The organism is Caulobacter sp. GW821-FHT09H08 (assembly GCF_059415885.1).
Window position 1 is genome coordinate 804,455 of record NZ_JBWKOC010000002.1, and the last position, 15,587, is coordinate 820,041.

A 15,587-nucleotide genomic window follows, 5' to 3' on the forward strand; every position below is an offset into this window, starting at 1 on the left:
GCCCCGTCAGCCGGTGTTTCAAACCCGTGAGTTCAGCCGCCGCCGATAAAAGTGACGATCTCGATGCGGTCGCCATCGGCCAGGGCCGTATCGGCATAGGTCGATCGCGGGGCGATCTCGAGGTTGCGCTCGACCGCCACCTTGCGGGCGTCCAAACCCAGGCTGGCCACCAGATCGGCGATCGTGACGACGTCCGTCAGGTCCCGCTCTTCGCCGTTCAGTAAAAGCCTCATCTCACCTCCGAAGCGAGCCGTGCTTGTGACCCGGCGGAACCGGCTATACAAGACCTCCCGGAATCGACGGCGGAGCCGCATGGTAAAACCGATCCACGTGCTGAGCGGACCCAACCTCAACCTGTTGGGAACGCGTGAGCCCGAGATTTATGGCAGGGACACCCTCGATGATGTCCGGGCGCGCTGTGAGGCGCGTGCGGCTTCGCGTGGCGTTTCGGTGGTCTTCCGCCAGTCCAACCATGAAGGCGTGCTGATCGACTGGGTGCAGGAGGCGCGTGAGTCGGCCTCGGCCCTGATCCTCAATCCGGCCGGTTACGGCCATACCTCGATCGCGCTTCTGGATGCGCTCAAGACCTTGAGCATCCCGGTGATCGAGTGCCATCTGTCCAACCCGGCGGCGCGGGAGGAATTCCGCCGCCACACCTTCGTTTCGCTAGCGGCCACCGGGATCGTCTCCGGCTTCGGCGCGGCGAGTTATGAACTGGCGATCGAGGCCGCTTTCGGCCTGATCCGCGTTTAACAACGACATCGCCCGGCGTTTTCCGCCGCCGAGGCGCTCAAGAGAACAAGGTAAGCTTCCATGTCGAACCCCAAGGCCCCCGCCGATCCGGTCGAAGCTCCGGCCATCGACGCCCGTCTGGTCCGCAAGCTGGCGGACATCCTGAAGGACACGGGCCTGTCCGAGATCGAAGTCGAGCACGCCGGCCTCAAGATCCGCGTCGCCCGTGAACTGACCGCCGCGCCGGTCAACTACGTCCAGGCCGCCGCGCCGGCCTATGCGCCGGCTCCGGTCGCGGCTCCGGCCCCGGTCGCCGCCGCGCCCGTCGCCGAGGCCGCTCCGGCTCCGGCCGCCGTCCGCGGCGACGCCGTGAAGTCGCCGATGGTCGGCACCGCCTACCTGTCGCCCCAGCCCGGCGCCGACGCCTTCATCAAGGTCGGCGACACCGTCTCGGCCGGCCAGACCCTGCTGATCGTCGAAGCCATGAAGACCATGAACCCGATCGCCGCGCCGAAGGCCGGCAAGGTCGTCGAGATTCTGATCGCCGACGCCCAGCCCGTCGAGTTCGGCGAGCCGCTCGTCGTCATCGAGTAACGGTCATGTTCGACAAGATCCTCATCGCGAACCGGGGCGAGATCGCGCTCCGGGTTCACCGCGCCTGCAAGGAAATGGGCATCGCCACCGTGGCGGTCCACTCCGAGGCCGACCGCAACTCCATGTGGGTGCGCCTGGCGGACGAAAGCGTCTGCATCGGCCCGGCGCCCGCCGCCAAGAGCTACCTGAACATCCCGTCGATCATCGCCGCGGCCGAGATCACCGGCGCCCAGGGCATCCACCCGGGCTACGGGTTCCTGTCGGAGAACGCCCGCTTCGCCGAGATCGTCGGCGCGCATGGCTTCACCTTCATCGGCCCGAAGCCCGAGCACATCCGGATGATGGGCGACAAGATCACCGCCAAGCAGGCCGTGAAGGACGCGGGCATCCCGGTCGTTCCCGGTTCTGACGGCGGCGTCGCCACCGAGGAAGAAGCTTTCGCGGCCGCCGAGGAAATCGGCTTTCCGGTGCTGATCAAGGCCGCCTCCGGCGGCGGCGGTCGTGGCATGAAGGTCGCCCAGACGCGTGAAGACCTGGCCGAAGCCGTCTCGACGGCCCGCTCGGAAGCCCGCGCCGCGTTCGGCGACGATACGGTCTATATGGAGCGCTACCTCCAGAAGCCGCGCCACATCGAGCTGCAGGTCATCGCCGACAGCCACGGCAACGTCGTGCACCTGGGCGAACGCGACTGCTCGCTGCAGCGCCGCCACCAGAAGGTGCTGGAAGAAGCCCCCTCGCCGGCCCTCGGCGCGGCCGATCGCGCCAAGATCGGCAAGATCGTCGTCGATGCCGTCCGGGCCATCGGCTACCTCGGCGTCGGCACCATCGAGTTCCTGTGGGAGAACGGCGAGTTCTTCTTCATTGAGATGAACACCCGCCTGCAGGTCGAGCACCCGGTCACCGAAGCCATCACCGGCATCGACCTGGTGCGGGAGCAGATCCGCATCGCCGCCGGCCTGCCGCTGTCGTTCACCCAGGAAGACGTCGTCTTCGAGGGTCACGCCATCGAGTGCCGGATCAACGCCGAGAACGCGCGGACCTTCACGCCCTCGCCCGGCACCATCACGGACTTCCACGCCCCTGGCGGCCTGGGCGTTCGCCTGGATTCGGCGATCTACACCGGCTATGCGATCCCGCCCTATTACGACAGCCTGATCGGCAAGCTGATCGTGCACGGCCGCGACCGCGCCGAGTGCATCGCTCGCCTGAAGCGCTGTCTGGGCGAGATGGTCGTCGGCGGCGTCGAGACCACGATCCCGCTGTTCCAGGACTTGCTGGTGCAGCCCGACATCCTGGCCGGCGACTACGACATCCACTGGCTGGAACGCTGGATCAAAGCTCAAGAGAGCTAGGAAACGGCATGGTGCACGCCGACTACTGGAACGTCACCGACGAGCAGGTCGTCGAAAAGACCGGACATCCCCTGGCCCACTGGGCCGGGGTGATGGCTCCCCTCGCCAGCCAGAAGTCCAATGACATCGTCGCACACCTGCAGTCGGCCCACGACGTCCCGCGCTATTGGGCGCGCACCCTGACGACGTGGTATCTCAAGCAGCAGGCTGGTTGAGACGGATACCCAGTGGACGCCTTCACGGTCGACGATCTGATCGCCTGCTATGCGCGGGGCGTCTTCCCGATGGCCGACGCTCGCGAGGACGAGAGCGTCTTCCTGATCGATCCTGAGCGACGCGGCGTCCTTCCCCTCGGCGACTTCCACATCCCCAAGCGCCTGGCGCGCACCGTTCGCACCGGGCCCTACGAGGTCCGGATCGACACCGCCTTCGACGCGGTGATCGAGGGCTGCGCGGCGTCGAAGCCGGGGCGGCTGGAGACCTGGATCAACCACCCCATCCAACGCCTCTATGGTCAGCTCTACGCGCGCGGCTTGGCCCATAGCGTCGAGACATGGCTGGGCGACGAACTGGTCGGCGGGCTGTACGGCGTCTCGCTGGGTGGCGCGTTCTTCGGCGAGAGCATGTTCTCGACCGCGCGCGACGCCAGCAAGGTGGCGCTCGTACATCTCGTGGCGAGGATGGTCGCCGGCGGCTACCAACTCCTGGACACCCAGTTCCTGACCGAGCACCTGACCCAGTTCGGCGCGGTCGAGATCAGCCGCGCGGACTATCGCCGACGGCTGGCCAAGGCCCTGGGCGTCGAGGGCGACTTCTACGGCTTGGCGGGCGGCGCGACCGGCGCGGCCTGCTTGCAGGCGATCAGCCAGGCGTCATAGACCGGGTGCTGTAGCGGGTTCAGGCCCGGCGAGCTCGAGTACATCCAACCCTTGTAGACTTGGCGTCCCGGCGGGGCGGCGCGGCCGCCCTGGGCCTTGGGCTGGGTGTCGACCACGACATAGGCCGTCGACTCCGGCGCCAGCTCGTCCGAGGCCGCCGTCTCGCAGGCCCGGACGGTGAAGATCAGGGTCTTGTAGCGGATCGGCTGGCCGATCGGGACCTCGAACCGCATGGTCTCGGTCGTGACCTTGTCCAGGGCTTGCAGGATCGCGACGGTGTAGCGCGGACGCTTGGTCGGCTCGGCCGGCTTGGCGGGCGTCGTCGTGGCCGGCTTGGCCGTCGTGGCGGCGGTCGGCGCGGGCGAGGCCGGCGGATTGGGATTGGCGATGGCCGGCGCGACCTGGGTCGGCTGGGCCGGACGCAGCTCGGCGGCCGGCGCCGACGTCACGGGACGCGGCGTGGGCGCAACCGGCGCCTGAGGCGCCGGCGGCGGGGTCTGGGCCTGCGGGGCGGTGCTCTGGCGCGCGAACGCGGCGCCCGTCACGGCCAAGCCGGACAGGACCGCTGCGGCGGCGACCAGGGACGCCCGGCGGGCCACCCGGTCTATTCCGGCTTCCAGGCTTCGTAGTCGCTGGTGGCGGCGGCGCGTTCACCGCCGTTGGCCAGCGAGCCCTTCGGACGCCAGGCGTGGATCGTGCCGGTCAGGTTCGGCAAAGTGTCCTTCTCCCACTCGCGACGCTTCAGCGGCTCGCGGGTCGGCGGCTCGTCCAGGGTGTAGTGCAGCCAGCCGCTCCACTCGGCCGGAACCTTCGAAGCCTCGGCATAGCCCTTGTAGATCACCCAGCGGCGCTTGCGCTGATCGTAGCTGTCGCTGTTGTCGCGGGCTTCGAAGTAGCGGTTGCCGTAGTCGTCCTGACCGACAAACACGCCGCGGCGGCCGATATGGAAGCGCTGACCGATGGTCGCGCCGTTCCACCACGTGAAGATCGCTTTCAGCACTACGTTCGCACCTGAAATTGCAAGGCTTTGCTCACATCGCGACAGGCGCGACGAAGCGGCCGGAACATAGCGTTCTGCTTCGTCAGCGTCCAGCGGCGCCCGGCAAAGCACGACTTCAACATCTTGTGGATTAGCCACGCCGCACCCTCAACATCTATTGAGGCTCGCCGACCAAGGTTCTAGCGTGGGGTGCGACCTTAAGCGCAACCCAACCCCTGGAATCAGGCGTTAGGGATTTGGTAAGATATTAAATCTGGCAGACCGGACCCGGAACTCGCCCATGCGCACGCCCGCCAAAGCTTCAGGACTTGTCCCCGCGATGGAATGGCGCGACCTGGAACGTGCCGACGAGATCGTCGTGGTGTCCGCGCCATTGGCCTGGACCGACGCCCGTGTCGAGGCCTGGCTGGACTGGGCCGGCGAAATCGAGCCCAAGGCTCCGCTGGGCGGCGGTCCGGCCCGCTATGCCGACCGCATCGCCCAGATCGGCCTGTCGCGCGGCCTGTTCGGCGACAAGGCCGACGCGGCCGCGTTCCGCGAAGCCCTGCTGGCCACCATGCTCTCCGGGATCGCCACCCCGACCGGCGGCCAAGCTGGCCTTGAGCTCTTGCCGGACATCGCCGAGTTCGAATTTCAGAGCGTGGTGAAGGGCAGTCTGGCCCGCCGCCGCGCCCACGCCCTGGCCGCCCAGGCCTCGGCCCGCCTCGACGCCGCCCTGGCCCAGGTGGCCGACGCCGTCCGCCGCTGCTCGGGCGACCCGCGCGCCTGCAGCGACGTGCGCAAGAACCCCGCGCTGGCCCGCGCCGCGCGCAAGGCCCGTGAGCTAGGCGCAGACGACCGCACCATCCTCGACGCCATCGCCACGGCCGACACGCCGCGCGCCATCTCGTCCGAACTGCCGCCGCTGCGCGAGCCGGCCCTGGTCGCTTCGGCCTCGCGCCAAGGCGTGGCCTCGGGCGACGAGGCCTCCGCCCTGGCCGCCCAGGCCGGCTGGGAGACCAGCGCCCTGACCCTGGCCCTCTCGCCCACGGACGCCGACCTGTTGTCGCGCGGCGTCGGGATCGGCGCGGCTATCGACGCCGGCGCGTTCCTGGACGGCGACACCTTCGACGTCGAGCGCTTCACCTATGTCTGCCACCTGTGGGGCACCGCCCTGGAGCTGGAGCGCGGCGACCGCCCTGCCCGCCTGGGCCTGGCCGGGGTCGGCGATTGCCTGCTGAGCCGAGGCTTCTCGCAGGCCAGCGTCGAAGGCCGCGACGGGGCCGCCGCCCTGTGGGCCCTGGCCGCCGGCGCCGCGCTGTCGGCCAGCGCCGAGGCCGCCGCCGTGCTGGGCCAGGACGAACTGTTCGCCCAGGACCGCCAAGGTGTGCTCAAGACCCTGGCCGAGCGCCGCGTCCGCGCCGCCGCCCTGCGCTCGGCCCTGGCCACCGAGGCCGCCGCCGCGCTGGCCACCGCCCACGCCCTGGCCCGCAAGCACGGCCTGCGTTCGGCCGCTCTCGTCGGTCCGTTCCAGGATCCCGAGGCCACCCTGCGCCTGGGCGGCGCGCCGGTCGGCCCCGCCGGCGCCATGTCGCCGGTGTCGGTCACCCAGACCGCCGATGGCTTCCTGCTGCCGAGCTTCAGCGCCGCCGCCTTCGAGGCCCTGTCGACCGAGGGCGTCGACCTGGACGCCGCGCGCCGCCACGCCCTGGGCCATGGCTCCCTGATGGAGAGCCCGGCCATCGACCACGCCATGCTGCAGGCCCGCGGCTTCACCGCCCACGAGATCGAGAAGGCCGAGCACGCCCTGCGCGAGAACCACGGCATCCGCGCCGCCTTCGCCCCGGCCGTCGTCGGCGCGGGCTTCCTGCGCGACGTGCTGGGCGCCTCGGCCGAGGACGTGGCGCGTCGCGACTTCGACACCCTGGCCTTCGCCGATTTCTCGGCCACCGAGATCGCCGCCGCCGAACGCCACGCCCTGGGCGCCGGCACGCTGGGCGACTGCGACGCCTTGAACCCCGAGCTGCGCGAGGCCTTCCAGTCGGTCGAGGCCCCGGCCTTCGCCGACCGGCTGGCGATGATCGCCGCCGTCGAGGGCTTTGCCTGCCTGCCGACCACCGTCGCCATCCCCGTGGCCTTCGATGCCCGGCCGGCCGACGCCGTCCGCGCCCAGGCCGCCGCCGCGCGTTCGGGCATCCGCGCCCTGCGCCTGCAGCGCGCCGCCGCGCCGATCGACTTCAAGCTGGACCTGCCCGACGAGCCGGCCGCCGAAGCGCCCCGCGCCCCGGCTCCGATGCGCGAGCCGATCGTCACCGAGCGCGTGGTCGAGAAGATCGTCGAGCGCGACCGCTCACGCCGCCGCCTGCCCGATCGACGCAAGGGCTACATCCAGAAGGCGGCCGTCGGCGGCCACAAGGTCTACCTGCACACCGGCGAGTACGAGGACGGCGAGCTGGGCGAGCTGTTCATTGACATGCACAAGGAAGGCGCGGCGTTCCGCAGCCTGATGAACAATTTCGCCATTGCCGTGTCGCTGGGCCTGCAGCACGGCGTGCCACTGGAAGAATTCGTCGACGCCTTCGTCTACACCAAGTTCGAGCCGGCGGGCCCGGTGTCGGGCAACGACTCGATCAAGTCGGCGACGTCGATCCTGGACTACATCTTCCGAGAACTGGGCGTGTCGTACCTGGGTCGCGACGACCTGGCCAATGGCGACCCCAGCGAGTTCAACGCCGAAGGCCTGGGCGGCGGCAAGCCGATGATGGACGACGAGATCGACGATGTCGGGCTCGATCCCGTGCTGGCCAGCAAATTCATCTCCAAGGGCTTCTCGCGCGGCGCCACGCCCGACAACCTGGTCTTCGCCTCATTCGGGCGTCGCCGTGTCGAGGGCGCGGATCGTCCGGGCGCCGACGGCGAAATGTGCCCCGCTTGCGGCGACCTCTCCCTGGCCCGTCGCGGCGGCATGACCGTCTGCGACACCTGCGGAGCGCAATCCGACCGTCCCGGGCCCATGGCCTCTTCGTGACAACGTTCGGTTGGCGTTAAGCTTGCTAGGCCAAGGTGCGAAACGCCTTTTCCGCCTAGGATGTGCGCCAGAATGAAACCGATCGCTCTCTTTTCGGCTCTCGCCGTGCTGATCCTTGCGAATACTGCTCAGGCCCAGAACGCCGGCCAGATCGCCTCTGTCCGCAACGGCGCCAGCTGCCCGCGCTGCAACCTGTTCCAGGCCGACCTGTCGAACCTGGAGCTGAAAGCTAAGAACCTGGCGGGCGCGCGCCTGCGCCAGGCCGATTTCTCGACGGCGATCATGAACCGCACCAGCTTCGCCGGCGGCGACCTGCGCGACGTCAACGCCTATGGCGCGGTGCTGACCGGCGCCAGCTTCGCCCGCGCGGACCTGACCAACGCCAGCTTCGTCGGCGCCTATCTCGAAGGCGCGAATTTCTCCGGGGCCAAACTGTCCGGCGTGAACTTCTCGGGCGCCGAAATGGACCGCGCAACGGGTCTCAGCCAAGGTCAGTTGAACCAGGCTTGCGGCGATGACTCCACGTTGCTGCCGCGAGGTTTTCGCATCCCCCGCTGCCGTTAAATCCCCGTCATTACCGCGATTTAAGTGGCTTCTGACTACCCGACAGTCCAAACCGTAACTCACACAGTCGCGTATGGACTGCACGGAGAAGTCGATGTCCCGCTTGGGCGTTTCCATCGCCGCCTTGACGCTGAGCCTGCTGGCCATGACCGGCCCGGCTCATGCTTCGATCGAAGACAAGGACGTCGCCAAGCTGACCTCCTTCGGCGGGATGTGCGCCAGCTGTGACCTCGCCGGCCGCAAGCTGATGAACGCCAAGTTCACCGGCGCCAACTTCGCCAAGGCCATTCTGATCGGCACCGACCTGCGCGGCGCCATGTTCTACGGTAGCAACTTCGGCTGGGCCGATCTGAGCCGGGCCGACCTGCGCGGCGCCGAGATGCGCGGCGCGATCTTCAACAACGCCAACTTCACCGACGCCCGCATGTCCGGCGTCGAGAGCAGCGGCGCCAACTTCACCCAGGCCTCGATGGTCCGAGTCGACCTCTCGTCGGCCGAACTGCACGGCGCTCTGATGCCCGGCGCCAACCTGCAGCGGGCCAAGCTGTCGAACTCCGAGCTGATCGGCACCAACCTGGCGGGCGCCAACGCCCGTGACGCCGACTTCTCGAACGCCGACATCAACCACGCCAATCTGAGCGGCGGTCGCTTCGACGGCGCCAACTTCCGCAACGCCGACATGACCGCCTCGAACCTGCGCGGCGGGATCTTCCATGGCGCGGACTTCCGCAACGCCGACCTGACCCTGGTGGTGCTCAGCGGCGCGGACCTGTCCGGCGCCAAGGGCCTGGACCAGGACCAACTGGACGAAGCCTGCGGCGACGGCGGCACTCGCCTGCCTTCGGGCCTGAGCGTCCGCCCTTGCCGCGGCATTTCCGGCGAGCGCCACTTCATGCTGCTGCGCGCGGTGCCCAAGCCGCCGGAAGCCCCGGCGGCTCCCGCACCGCCCCCGGCCCCGCCGAAGCCGCCCAAGCCTCCGAAGTACTGATCGGACGCTTCGAGCACCGACCAAGAAAAAGCCCTCCGATCGCGAGACCGGAGGGCTTCTTGTTTCTGGGCTCTTGCCCCGCGCTTAGACCTTGATGGCCTAAACCTTGATGGGGGGCGCGGTGCGGATGTGCAGCTCCTTGAGCTGCTTTTCGAGCACATTGGCCGGCGCGTTCATCAGCAGGTCCTGGCCCTGCTGGTTCAGCGGGAAGGCGATGACTTCGCGGATGGCGACCTGGTCGGCCAGCAGCATGACGATGCGATCGATGCCGGGGGCCAGACCACCATGCGGCGGGGCGCCATAGCGGAAGGCATTCAGCATGCCGCCGAACTGCTCCTCGACCACTTCCGGGCCGTAGCCGGCCGTAGCGAAGGCCTTGAGCATGATCTCGGGCTTGTGGTTCCGGATCGCGCCCGAGCACAGCTCATAGCCATTGCAGACGATGTCGTACTGGTAGGCGCGGATGGTCAGCGGGTCCTGGGTCTCCAGGGCCTCCAGACCGCCCTGCGGCATCGAGAACGGGTTGTGCGAGAAATCGACCTTCTTCTCTTCCTCGTTCCACTCGAACATCGGGAAATCGACGATCCAGCAGAACTTGAACTGGTTCTCTTCGACCAGCTTCAGTTCCGTGCCGACGCGCGTACGGGCCAGGCCCGCGAACTTGGCGAACACCGAGGGATCGCCGGCCACGAAGAAGGCGGCGTCGCCGGCGCCGAGGCCCAGCGATTCCATCAGCGCCTGGGTGGGTTCACCCAGGTTCTTGGCGATCGGGCCGCCCCACGAGCCTTGGTCTTCCGACCAGAACACGTAGCCCAGACCCGGCTGGCCTTCGCCCTGGGCCCAGCTGTTCATGCGGTCGCAGAAGGCGCGGCTGCCGCCGGTCGGCGCAGGGATGGCCCACACCTGGTTCTTGGCGTCGGCGCCCAGGATCTTGGCGAACAGGCCGAAGCCACCGTCGCGGAAGTGGGCCGAGACGTCTTGCATCTTGATCGGGTTGCGCAGGTCCGGCTTGTCGCTGCCGTACCAGGCCATCGACTGGGCGTAGGTCAGGCGCTCGAAGCCCTGGTGCTCGAACGAAGCCCCAAAGTCGTTGGTGAAGGTGTGCGTGCCGCTGATCGGCGAGACCGGCTTGCCGTTCGAGAACTCCTCGAACACGCCGTGCATCACCGGTTCGATGGCCGCGAACACGTCTTCCTGGGTGACGAAGCTCATCTCGACGTCGAGCTGGTAGAATTCCAGCGAACGGTCGGCGCGCAGGTCTTCGTCGCGGAAGCACGGCGCGATCTGGAAGTAGCGGTCGAAGCCCGAGACCATCAGCAGCTGCTTGAACTGCTGGGGCGCTTGCGGCAGCGCGTAGAACTTCTCGGGGTGCAGACGCGACGGCACCAGGAAGTCGCGCGCGCCTTCCGGCGAGCTGGCCGTCAGGATCGGCGTCTGGAACTCGTTGAAGCCCTGGGCGAACATGCGGTTGCGGATCGACTGGATCACGCGCGAGCGCAGGACGATGTTCTTGTGCAGCGTCTCGCGACGCAGGTCGAGATAGCGGTGCTTGAGGCGGATTTCTTCCGGATAGTCCGGCTCGCCGAAGACCGGCAGCGGCAGCTCGGCGGCTTCGCCCAGCACTTCCACGGCCGAGACGCGGATCTCGATCTCGCCGGTCGGCAGGTTGGCGTTCACCACGCTGGCGTCGCGGGCGATGACTTCGCCGTCGACGCGGATCACGCTCTCGGCGCGCAGACGCTCGACGATGCTGAAGCCCGGGGTTTCCGGGTGCAGGACCAGCTGCGTCAGGCCGTAGTGGTCGCGCAGGTCGATGAAGACCAGACCGCCATGGTCGCGCTTGCGATGGATCCAGCCCGACAGGCGCACCGAAGAACCGGTGTCGGAAGCGCGCAGGGCGCCGCAGTTGTGAGTGCGATAGGCGTGCATGGTGGTCATGAAAGTCTTGAATACGCGCTGATTTGCAAGGCGCGGTTAGGCGCACGTGGGCACCGCGATGTCAAGGATTCTGGGACGGACCGTGCGTCCGCGCGGCCCGTCCGGAGAACGATTTTGACCCCTCAGGCCGCTTCGATGATGGCCAGGAAGTCCGCGGCCTTCAACGAGGCGCCGCCGACCAAGGCCCCGCCGACCTCCGGCGCGGCCAGGATTTCCCGGGCGTTTTCGGGCTTCACCGAGCCGCCATAGAGGATCGGAACGCCCCGGCCCTGCTCGCCGAACATATCGATGAGCTCGGCGCGGATGGCCGCGTGCATCTCGACAATGTTGTCGACCGAGGCCGTGTGGCCGGTGCCGATGGCCCAGAGCGGCTCGTAGGCGACGTTGAACGCCTTGCCCGCCAGACTGGTCGGCAGGGATTCGCGGATCTGGCCCAGGACGTGGGAAACTGCCTGGCCGCCCTGGCGCAGGTCCAGGGTCTCGCCGACGCAGACGATCGGCTCCAGGCCGGCCGCCACGGCGGCCTCGGCCTTTCCGGCCACCTGGGACGAGGTCTCGCCGTGATCGGTGCGGCGCTCGGAATGGCCGCAGATCACCAGGGTCGCACCGGAGTCGGCGATCATCTCGGCCGAGATATCGCCCGTGTGAGCGCCGCTGGCCTTGTGATGGCAGTCCTGGCCGCCGACCAGGACGAACGAGCCCTCCACGGCCTCGGCGAGGCGGTGCAGCAGGGTGGCGGGCGGGAAAATGGCGACGCGGGCGGCGGCCGGCTGGCGGTCCAGGCCCGCCGCGACGGCGCGGGCCTCGTCGAGGGCGGCCGAAAGGCCGTTCATCTTCCAATTTCCGGCGATCAGAGGCCGGGGTGTTGTGCTTGAAAGGGTCATGGACGCCTTCTTGGCGTCACGCTCGCTTGGGAAGTCAAGTCCACGCCGCTTGCCCCCTCGCCTTCGGCTCTACTATATCCGCTGCTCCTGGTCGGTGCGCGTGCGCGTCGCCGACCCGCCTGGAAGGTATTTCGAACGCATGCTCGCCGGTTTCCGCTCCTTCGCCAAATCGCCGTTCGCGGTGATTTTGTTCGGCCTGTTGATCGTCAGCTTCGCCATTTTCGGCATCAGTGACGTCTTCAAGGGTCCGCAAGGCTCCGGCGTGATCAGCGCCGGCTCGCGCAGCATGTCGCCGCAGGACTTCAAGGCCCGCTTCGACAACTACCGCAAGGGCATGGAACAGCGCTCGGGTGAGTCGATCACGCCGGACCAGGCCGTGGAGCGCGGCGTCGACAAGCAGATCGTCCAGGAGCTGACGCTGCAGGAATCGATCGCCGCCGCCATCACCAAGATGGGCGTCGCGCCGTCGGACAAGCTGGTCAGCAACATCGTTCACGAACAGATGAGCCAGCTGCCGCCCGGCCAGCGCCCGTTCAACCCGATCACCGGCAAGTTCGACCCGCAGGCCTATGCGGCTCTGTTGGGCCGAAACAACCTGACGCCGGCCGCCTATGAGTCGGCTCTGCGCGACGAGATCGCCAACGCCCACTTCTTCTCGGCCGTCGCCCAGGGCATGAAGGCCCCGCGCATCTACGCCGCGCTGCAGGGCGCCTACCTGCTGGAAGGCCGCGACATCGCCGCCTTCCCGATCAATCCGGCCTCGGTCGAAAAGCCCGCCCCGCCGACGGACGCCCAACTGACCGCCTTCATGAAGGAAAACGCCCAGACCCTGACGCGCCCCGAGACGCGCGTGCTGTCGATCATGCGTGTCAGCGCCAAGGCCCTGGAACCGAGCGTCGCGATCGACCAGGCCGAGGTCCAGAAGGCCTTCGACTTCCGCAAGGACAGCCTGGCCAAGCCGGAAACCCGCTCGCTGATCCAGATCGCCGCCCCGGACGCCAAGGCCGCCGCCACGATCTCGCAGCGCCTGTCCAACGGCGAGGATCCCGTCGCCGTCGCCAAGGCCTTCGGCAAGACGCCGCTGGTCCTGACCGACAAGCCGAAGTCCGCCGTTCCGGACCGCAAGGTGGCCGACACCGCCTTCACCCTGGCCGCCGGCCAGGTCAGCGCGCCGATCGCGGGGCAACTGGGCGTCTCGGTGATCAAGGTCACCAAGATCACGCCAGGGGTCACCCCCACGCTCGACAGCGTCCGTCCGCAGATCGAGGCCGAGGTTCGCGCCCAGACCGCGCAAGGCAAGGCCTATGACCAGACCCAGGCCTATCAGGACGCCCATGACGGCGGCGCGGACCTGCTGGCCGCCGCCAGCAAGGCCGGCGCCTTCGTCGTAACCACGGCGCCGATTACCGCCCAGGGTACGGACATGCTCGGCCAACCGGTCGCCGGCCTGACGCCGGACATCCTCAAGACCGCGTTCGAACTGTCGCAAGGCGGTGAGAGCGAGCTCGTCGAAGCCGGCAAGGGCGAATACTACGCCGTGAAGGTCGAGAAGGTGGCTCCGTCCGCCCTGCCCCCGCTGGCCGAGATCAAGCCGCAGCTGAGCTCGGTCTGGCTGGGCCAGGAAATGGGCAAGCGCATGAAGGCCAAGGCCGAGGAACTCTCGGCCCGCGTCAAGAAGGGCGAGTCGCTGGACGCCGTGGCCGCCTCGGCGCAGACGAAGGTCCAGAAGGTCCCGGGCCTGTCGCGCCAGAACGCCCAGCAGCATGCGGGCCTCGGCAACGAGTTCCTGGCCGGGGCATTCGGCGCCAAGCGCAATGAGGTGTTCGTCGCGCGCGCCGGTCCGCAGGGCCAGGCCTATGTCGTCGCCAAGCTGGAAGCCATCCACTCGGCCCCGACGGCCAGCGTGGCCCAGATCACCGGCCTCGCGCAGCCCCAGGCCTCCAACGGCCTGATGCGTGACCTGGGCGAAGCGGCCCGTAACGCCGCCAAGACCCAGCTGAAGACCAAGAGCAACCTGACCCTGGCCCGCCAGGCCATCGGCGTCGACACCGAGGCCCTGGCCAAGGCCAAGGACGGCAAAGCCGGAAAGAAAGCCGAGTAATGAGTCTGGAACCCGCGTTCGACGCCTTTTCGGAAGCCTATGATTCCGGACGGCAGCAGGTCGTCTGGACCCGTCTAATCGACGATCTCGAGACCCCGGTCTCGGCCTATCTGAAGATCGCCCAGACGCGTCCCTACAGCTTCCTGTTCGAGAGCGTCGAAGGCGGGGCCTGGCGGGGTCGCTACTCCATCGTGACCATGAACCCGGACCTGGTGTGGCGCTGCCGCGGCGACCAGGCCGAGATCGCCGAGGGCGACGACATCGCCGCCGGTCGCTACACGCCCCAGCCGGGCGGCGCGCTGGACAGCCTGCGCGACCTGGTCGCCCGCTCGCGAATGGAACTGCCCAAGGGCCTCCCCCCAATGGCCGCCGGCGTGTTCGGCGCCCTGGGCTACGATCTCGTCCGCCTGGTTGAGCGCCTGCCGGACATCAATACGGACACGCTGGGCCTGCCGGACGGGATCATGACCCGCCCGCAGATCGTGGCGATCTTCGACGCTATCGCCCAGGAGATCATCCTGACCACGGCCGTGCGTCCGCAAGCCGGCGTTTCGGCCAAAGATGCCTACGCCGCCGCCCGGTCGCGGGTCGAGGCGGTCATGGCCGACCTGCACCGTCCGCTGGCGCATGACGCACCGCGCGCGCCGCGCGGTCCGATGGACTTCACCACGCCGGTCAGCCGCGCCGACTACGCCGACGTGGTCGCCAAGGCCAAGGACTACATCGCCGCCGGCGACATCTTCCAGGTCGTGGCCAGCCACCGCTTCCGCGCGCCCTTCGACCTGCCGCCGTTCGCCCTCTACCGCTCGTTGCGCCGGACCAACCCGTCGCCTTTCCTGTTCTTCCTGAACCTGGACGGCTTCAATCTGGTGGGCTCCAGCCCCGAGATCCTGGTCCGCCTGCGCGACAACAAGATCACCATCCGGCCGATCGCCGGCACCCGTCCGCGCGGCGCGACGCCGGAGGAGGACGCGGCGCTGGAAGCCGAACTGCTGGCCGATCCGAAGGAACGCGCCGAGCACCTGATGCTGCTGGACCTGGGCCGTAACGACGTCGGTCGCGTGGCCATGCTCAATCACCAGGGTCGCAACGCTCCGGCCGAGCGTCCGAAGGGGCCGAACGTCCGGGTGACCGAGAGCTTCACGATCGAGCGCTACAGCCACGTGATGCACATCGTCTCGAACGTCGAGGGCACGGCGCCCGAGGGCGTCGATCCGGTCGACGTGCTGATGGCCGCCCTGCCCGCCGGCACGCTGTCGGGCGCGCCCAAGGTGCGGGCCATGGAGATCATCGACGAGCTGGAAGTCGAGAAGCGCGGCATCGGCTATGCCGGCGCTGTCGGCTATTTCGGCGCCGACGGCTCGGTCGACACCTGCATCGTGCTGCGCACGGCGCTGGTCAAGGACGGCATGATGTACGTCCAGGCCGGCGGCGGCATCGTCGCCGACAGCGACGCGGACGCCGAGTACGACGAAACCCTGCACAAGTCCCGCGCCCTCAAGCGCGCTGCCGAGGAAGCCTGGCGATTCAGCTGAGCCTTAGGGCTGCT

15 protein-coding genes are annotated in these 15,587 nt (G+C 68.4%); 10 read left to right on the plus strand and 5 right to left on the minus strand.

All coding sequences use genetic code 11. The features are described from left to right. Positions 1 to 32 precede the first annotated feature (32 nt). The gene (gene thiS, locus AC07NN_RS08810; protein WP_494639662.1) at positions 33 to 233 is read right to left on the minus strand and encodes a sulfur carrier protein ThiS; all 201 of its coding nucleotides are present in this window, start codon (positions 231 to 233) and stop codon (positions 33 to 35) included. Positions 234 to 312: 79 nt separating this feature from the next. Here thiS and aroQ point away from each other — a divergent pair, with 79 nt between their 5' ends. Genes aroQ through aat form a run of 5 tightly spaced genes read left to right on the plus strand, consistent with a single transcriptional unit; the run spans position 313 to position 3,556 of the window. After that, positions 313 to 753, plus strand: a complete 441-nt coding sequence (aroQ, locus tag AC07NN_RS08815; protein ID WP_494639664.1) for a type II 3-dehydroquinate dehydratase — start codon at positions 313 to 315, stop codon at positions 751 to 753. Positions 754 to 813: 60 nt separating this feature from the next. Next, positions 814 to 1,326, plus strand: a complete 513-nt coding sequence (gene accB, locus AC07NN_RS08820; protein WP_494639666.1) for an acetyl-CoA carboxylase biotin carboxyl carrier protein — start codon at positions 814 to 816, stop codon at positions 1,324 to 1,326. A gap of 5 nt (positions 1,327 to 1,331) precedes the next feature. Continuing rightward, the gene (gene accC, locus AC07NN_RS08825) at positions 1,332 to 2,678 is read left to right on the plus strand and encodes an acetyl-CoA carboxylase biotin carboxylase subunit (RefSeq protein WP_494639668.1); all 1,347 of its coding nucleotides are present in this window, start codon (positions 1,332 to 1,334) and stop codon (positions 2,676 to 2,678) included. 8 nt (positions 2,679 to 2,686) lie between these two features. After that, a complete protein-coding gene (locus tag AC07NN_RS08830) occupies positions 2,687 to 2,893 on the plus strand; it encodes a DUF4287 domain-containing protein (RefSeq protein ID WP_494639670.1) in 207 nt (68 codons plus the stop codon). Between the two features lie 12 nt (positions 2,894 to 2,905). Next, positions 2,906 to 3,556: a leucyl/phenylalanyl-tRNA--protein transferase gene (gene aat / locus AC07NN_RS08835; protein ID WP_494639672.1), complete on the plus strand. Its 651-nt coding sequence runs from the start codon at positions 2,906 to 2,908 to the stop codon at positions 3,554 to 3,556. On the opposite strand, the gene AC07NN_RS08840 is transcribed toward aat, so the two are convergent. Both AC07NN_RS08840 and AC07NN_RS08845 read right to left on the minus strand, forming a co-directional pair. Next, a complete protein-coding gene (locus tag AC07NN_RS08840) occupies positions 3,493 to 4,155 on the minus strand; it encodes a DUF2155 domain-containing protein (protein ID WP_494639674.1) in 663 nt (220 codons plus the stop codon). The genes aat and AC07NN_RS08840 overlap by 64 nt on opposite strands. Before the next feature lie 5 nt (positions 4,156 to 4,160). Further along, complete coding sequence (locus tag AC07NN_RS08845; RefSeq protein ID WP_494639676.1) at positions 4,161 to 4,556, minus strand: NADH:ubiquinone oxidoreductase subunit NDUFA12; 396 nt, start codon at positions 4,554 to 4,556, stop codon at positions 4,161 to 4,163. A 280-nt stretch (positions 4,557 to 4,836) separates the two neighbouring features. Here AC07NN_RS08845 and AC07NN_RS08850 point away from each other — a divergent pair, with 280 nt between their 5' ends. The 3 genes from AC07NN_RS08850 (at position 4,837) to AC07NN_RS08860 (ending at position 9,115) form a co-directional block, all read left to right on the plus strand. Further along, positions 4,837 to 7,563, plus strand: a complete 2,727-nt coding sequence (locus tag AC07NN_RS08850; protein ID WP_494639678.1) for a TSCPD domain-containing protein — start codon at positions 4,837 to 4,839, stop codon at positions 7,561 to 7,563. Between the two features lie 72 nt (positions 7,564 to 7,635). After that, positions 7,636 to 8,127, plus strand: coding sequence for a pentapeptide repeat-containing protein (locus tag AC07NN_RS08855; protein ID WP_494639680.1), 492 nt, complete (start codon positions 7,636 to 7,638; stop codon positions 8,125 to 8,127). A 94-nt stretch (positions 8,128 to 8,221) separates the two neighbouring features. Further along, a complete protein-coding gene (locus tag AC07NN_RS08860; RefSeq protein ID WP_494639682.1) occupies positions 8,222 to 9,115 on the plus strand; it encodes a pentapeptide repeat-containing protein in 894 nt (297 codons plus the stop codon). Between the two features lie 99 nt (positions 9,116 to 9,214). Here the strand turns inward: AC07NN_RS08860 and aspS are convergent, their stop codons facing one another. Further along, positions 9,215 to 11,053, minus strand: coding sequence for an aspartate--tRNA ligase (gene aspS, locus AC07NN_RS08865; protein ID WP_494639684.1), 1,839 nt, complete (start codon positions 11,051 to 11,053; stop codon positions 9,215 to 9,217). Between the two features lie 122 nt (positions 11,054 to 11,175). After that, on the minus strand, positions 11,176 to 11,937 hold the full coding sequence (gene tpiA, locus AC07NN_RS08870) for a triose-phosphate isomerase (RefSeq protein WP_494639686.1): 762 nt from the start codon (positions 11,935 to 11,937) through the stop codon (positions 11,176 to 11,178). A 139-nt stretch (positions 11,938 to 12,076) separates the two neighbouring features. Between tpiA and AC07NN_RS08875 the strand changes: the two genes are divergently transcribed. Both AC07NN_RS08875 and trpE read left to right on the plus strand, forming a co-directional pair. Further along, positions 12,077 to 14,038, plus strand: coding sequence for a peptidylprolyl isomerase (locus AC07NN_RS08875; protein ID WP_494639688.1), 1,962 nt, complete (start codon positions 12,077 to 12,079; stop codon positions 14,036 to 14,038). Then, positions 14,038 to 15,573, plus strand: coding sequence for an anthranilate synthase component I (gene trpE / locus AC07NN_RS08880; protein WP_494639690.1), 1,536 nt, complete (start codon positions 14,038 to 14,040; stop codon positions 15,571 to 15,573). The genes AC07NN_RS08875 and trpE overlap by 1 nt, the downstream gene beginning before the upstream one ends. Positions 15,574 to 15,587: the final 14 nt, after the last annotated feature.

Excerpts from the sequence above, each read along its gene's own strand:
- aroQ (WP_494639664.1), top strand. The coding sequence starts at position 313 with ATGGTAAAACCGATCCACGTGCTGAGCGGACCCAACCTCAACCTGTTG.
- accC (WP_494639668.1), top strand. The coding sequence starts at position 1,332 with ATGTTCGACAAGATCCTCATCGCGAACCGGGGCGAGATCGCGCTCCGG.
- AC07NN_RS08855 (WP_494639680.1), top strand. The coding sequence starts at position 7,636 with ATGAAACCGATCGCTCTCTTTTCGGCTCTCGCCGTGCTGATCCTTGCG.
- aspS (WP_494639684.1), bottom strand. The coding sequence starts at position 11,053 with ATGACCACCATGCACGCCTATCGCACTCACAACTGCGGCGCCCTGCGC.
- tpiA (WP_494639686.1), bottom strand. The coding sequence starts at position 11,937 with ATGACCCTTTCAAGCACAACACCCCGGCCTCTGATCGCCGGAAATTGG.
- AC07NN_RS08860 (WP_494639682.1), top strand. The coding sequence starts at position 8,222 with ATGTCCCGCTTGGGCGTTTCCATCGCCGCCTTGACGCTGAGCCTGCTG.
- trpE (WP_494639690.1), top strand. The coding sequence starts at position 14,038 with ATGAGTCTGGAACCCGCGTTCGACGCCTTTTCGGAAGCCTATGATTCC.
- thiS (WP_494639662.1), bottom strand. The coding sequence starts at position 233 with ATGAGGCTTTTACTGAACGGCGAAGAGCGGGACCTGACGGACGTCGTC.
- AC07NN_RS08875 (WP_494639688.1), top strand. The coding sequence starts at position 12,077 with ATGCTCGCCGGTTTCCGCTCCTTCGCCAAATCGCCGTTCGCGGTGATT.
- AC07NN_RS08850 (WP_494639678.1), top strand. The coding sequence starts at position 4,837 with ATGCGCACGCCCGCCAAAGCTTCAGGACTTGTCCCCGCGATGGAATGG.
- accB (WP_494639666.1), top strand. The coding sequence starts at position 814 with ATGTCGAACCCCAAGGCCCCCGCCGATCCGGTCGAAGCTCCGGCCATC.
- AC07NN_RS08830 (WP_494639670.1), top strand. The coding sequence starts at position 2,687 with ATGGTGCACGCCGACTACTGGAACGTCACCGACGAGCAGGTCGTCGAA.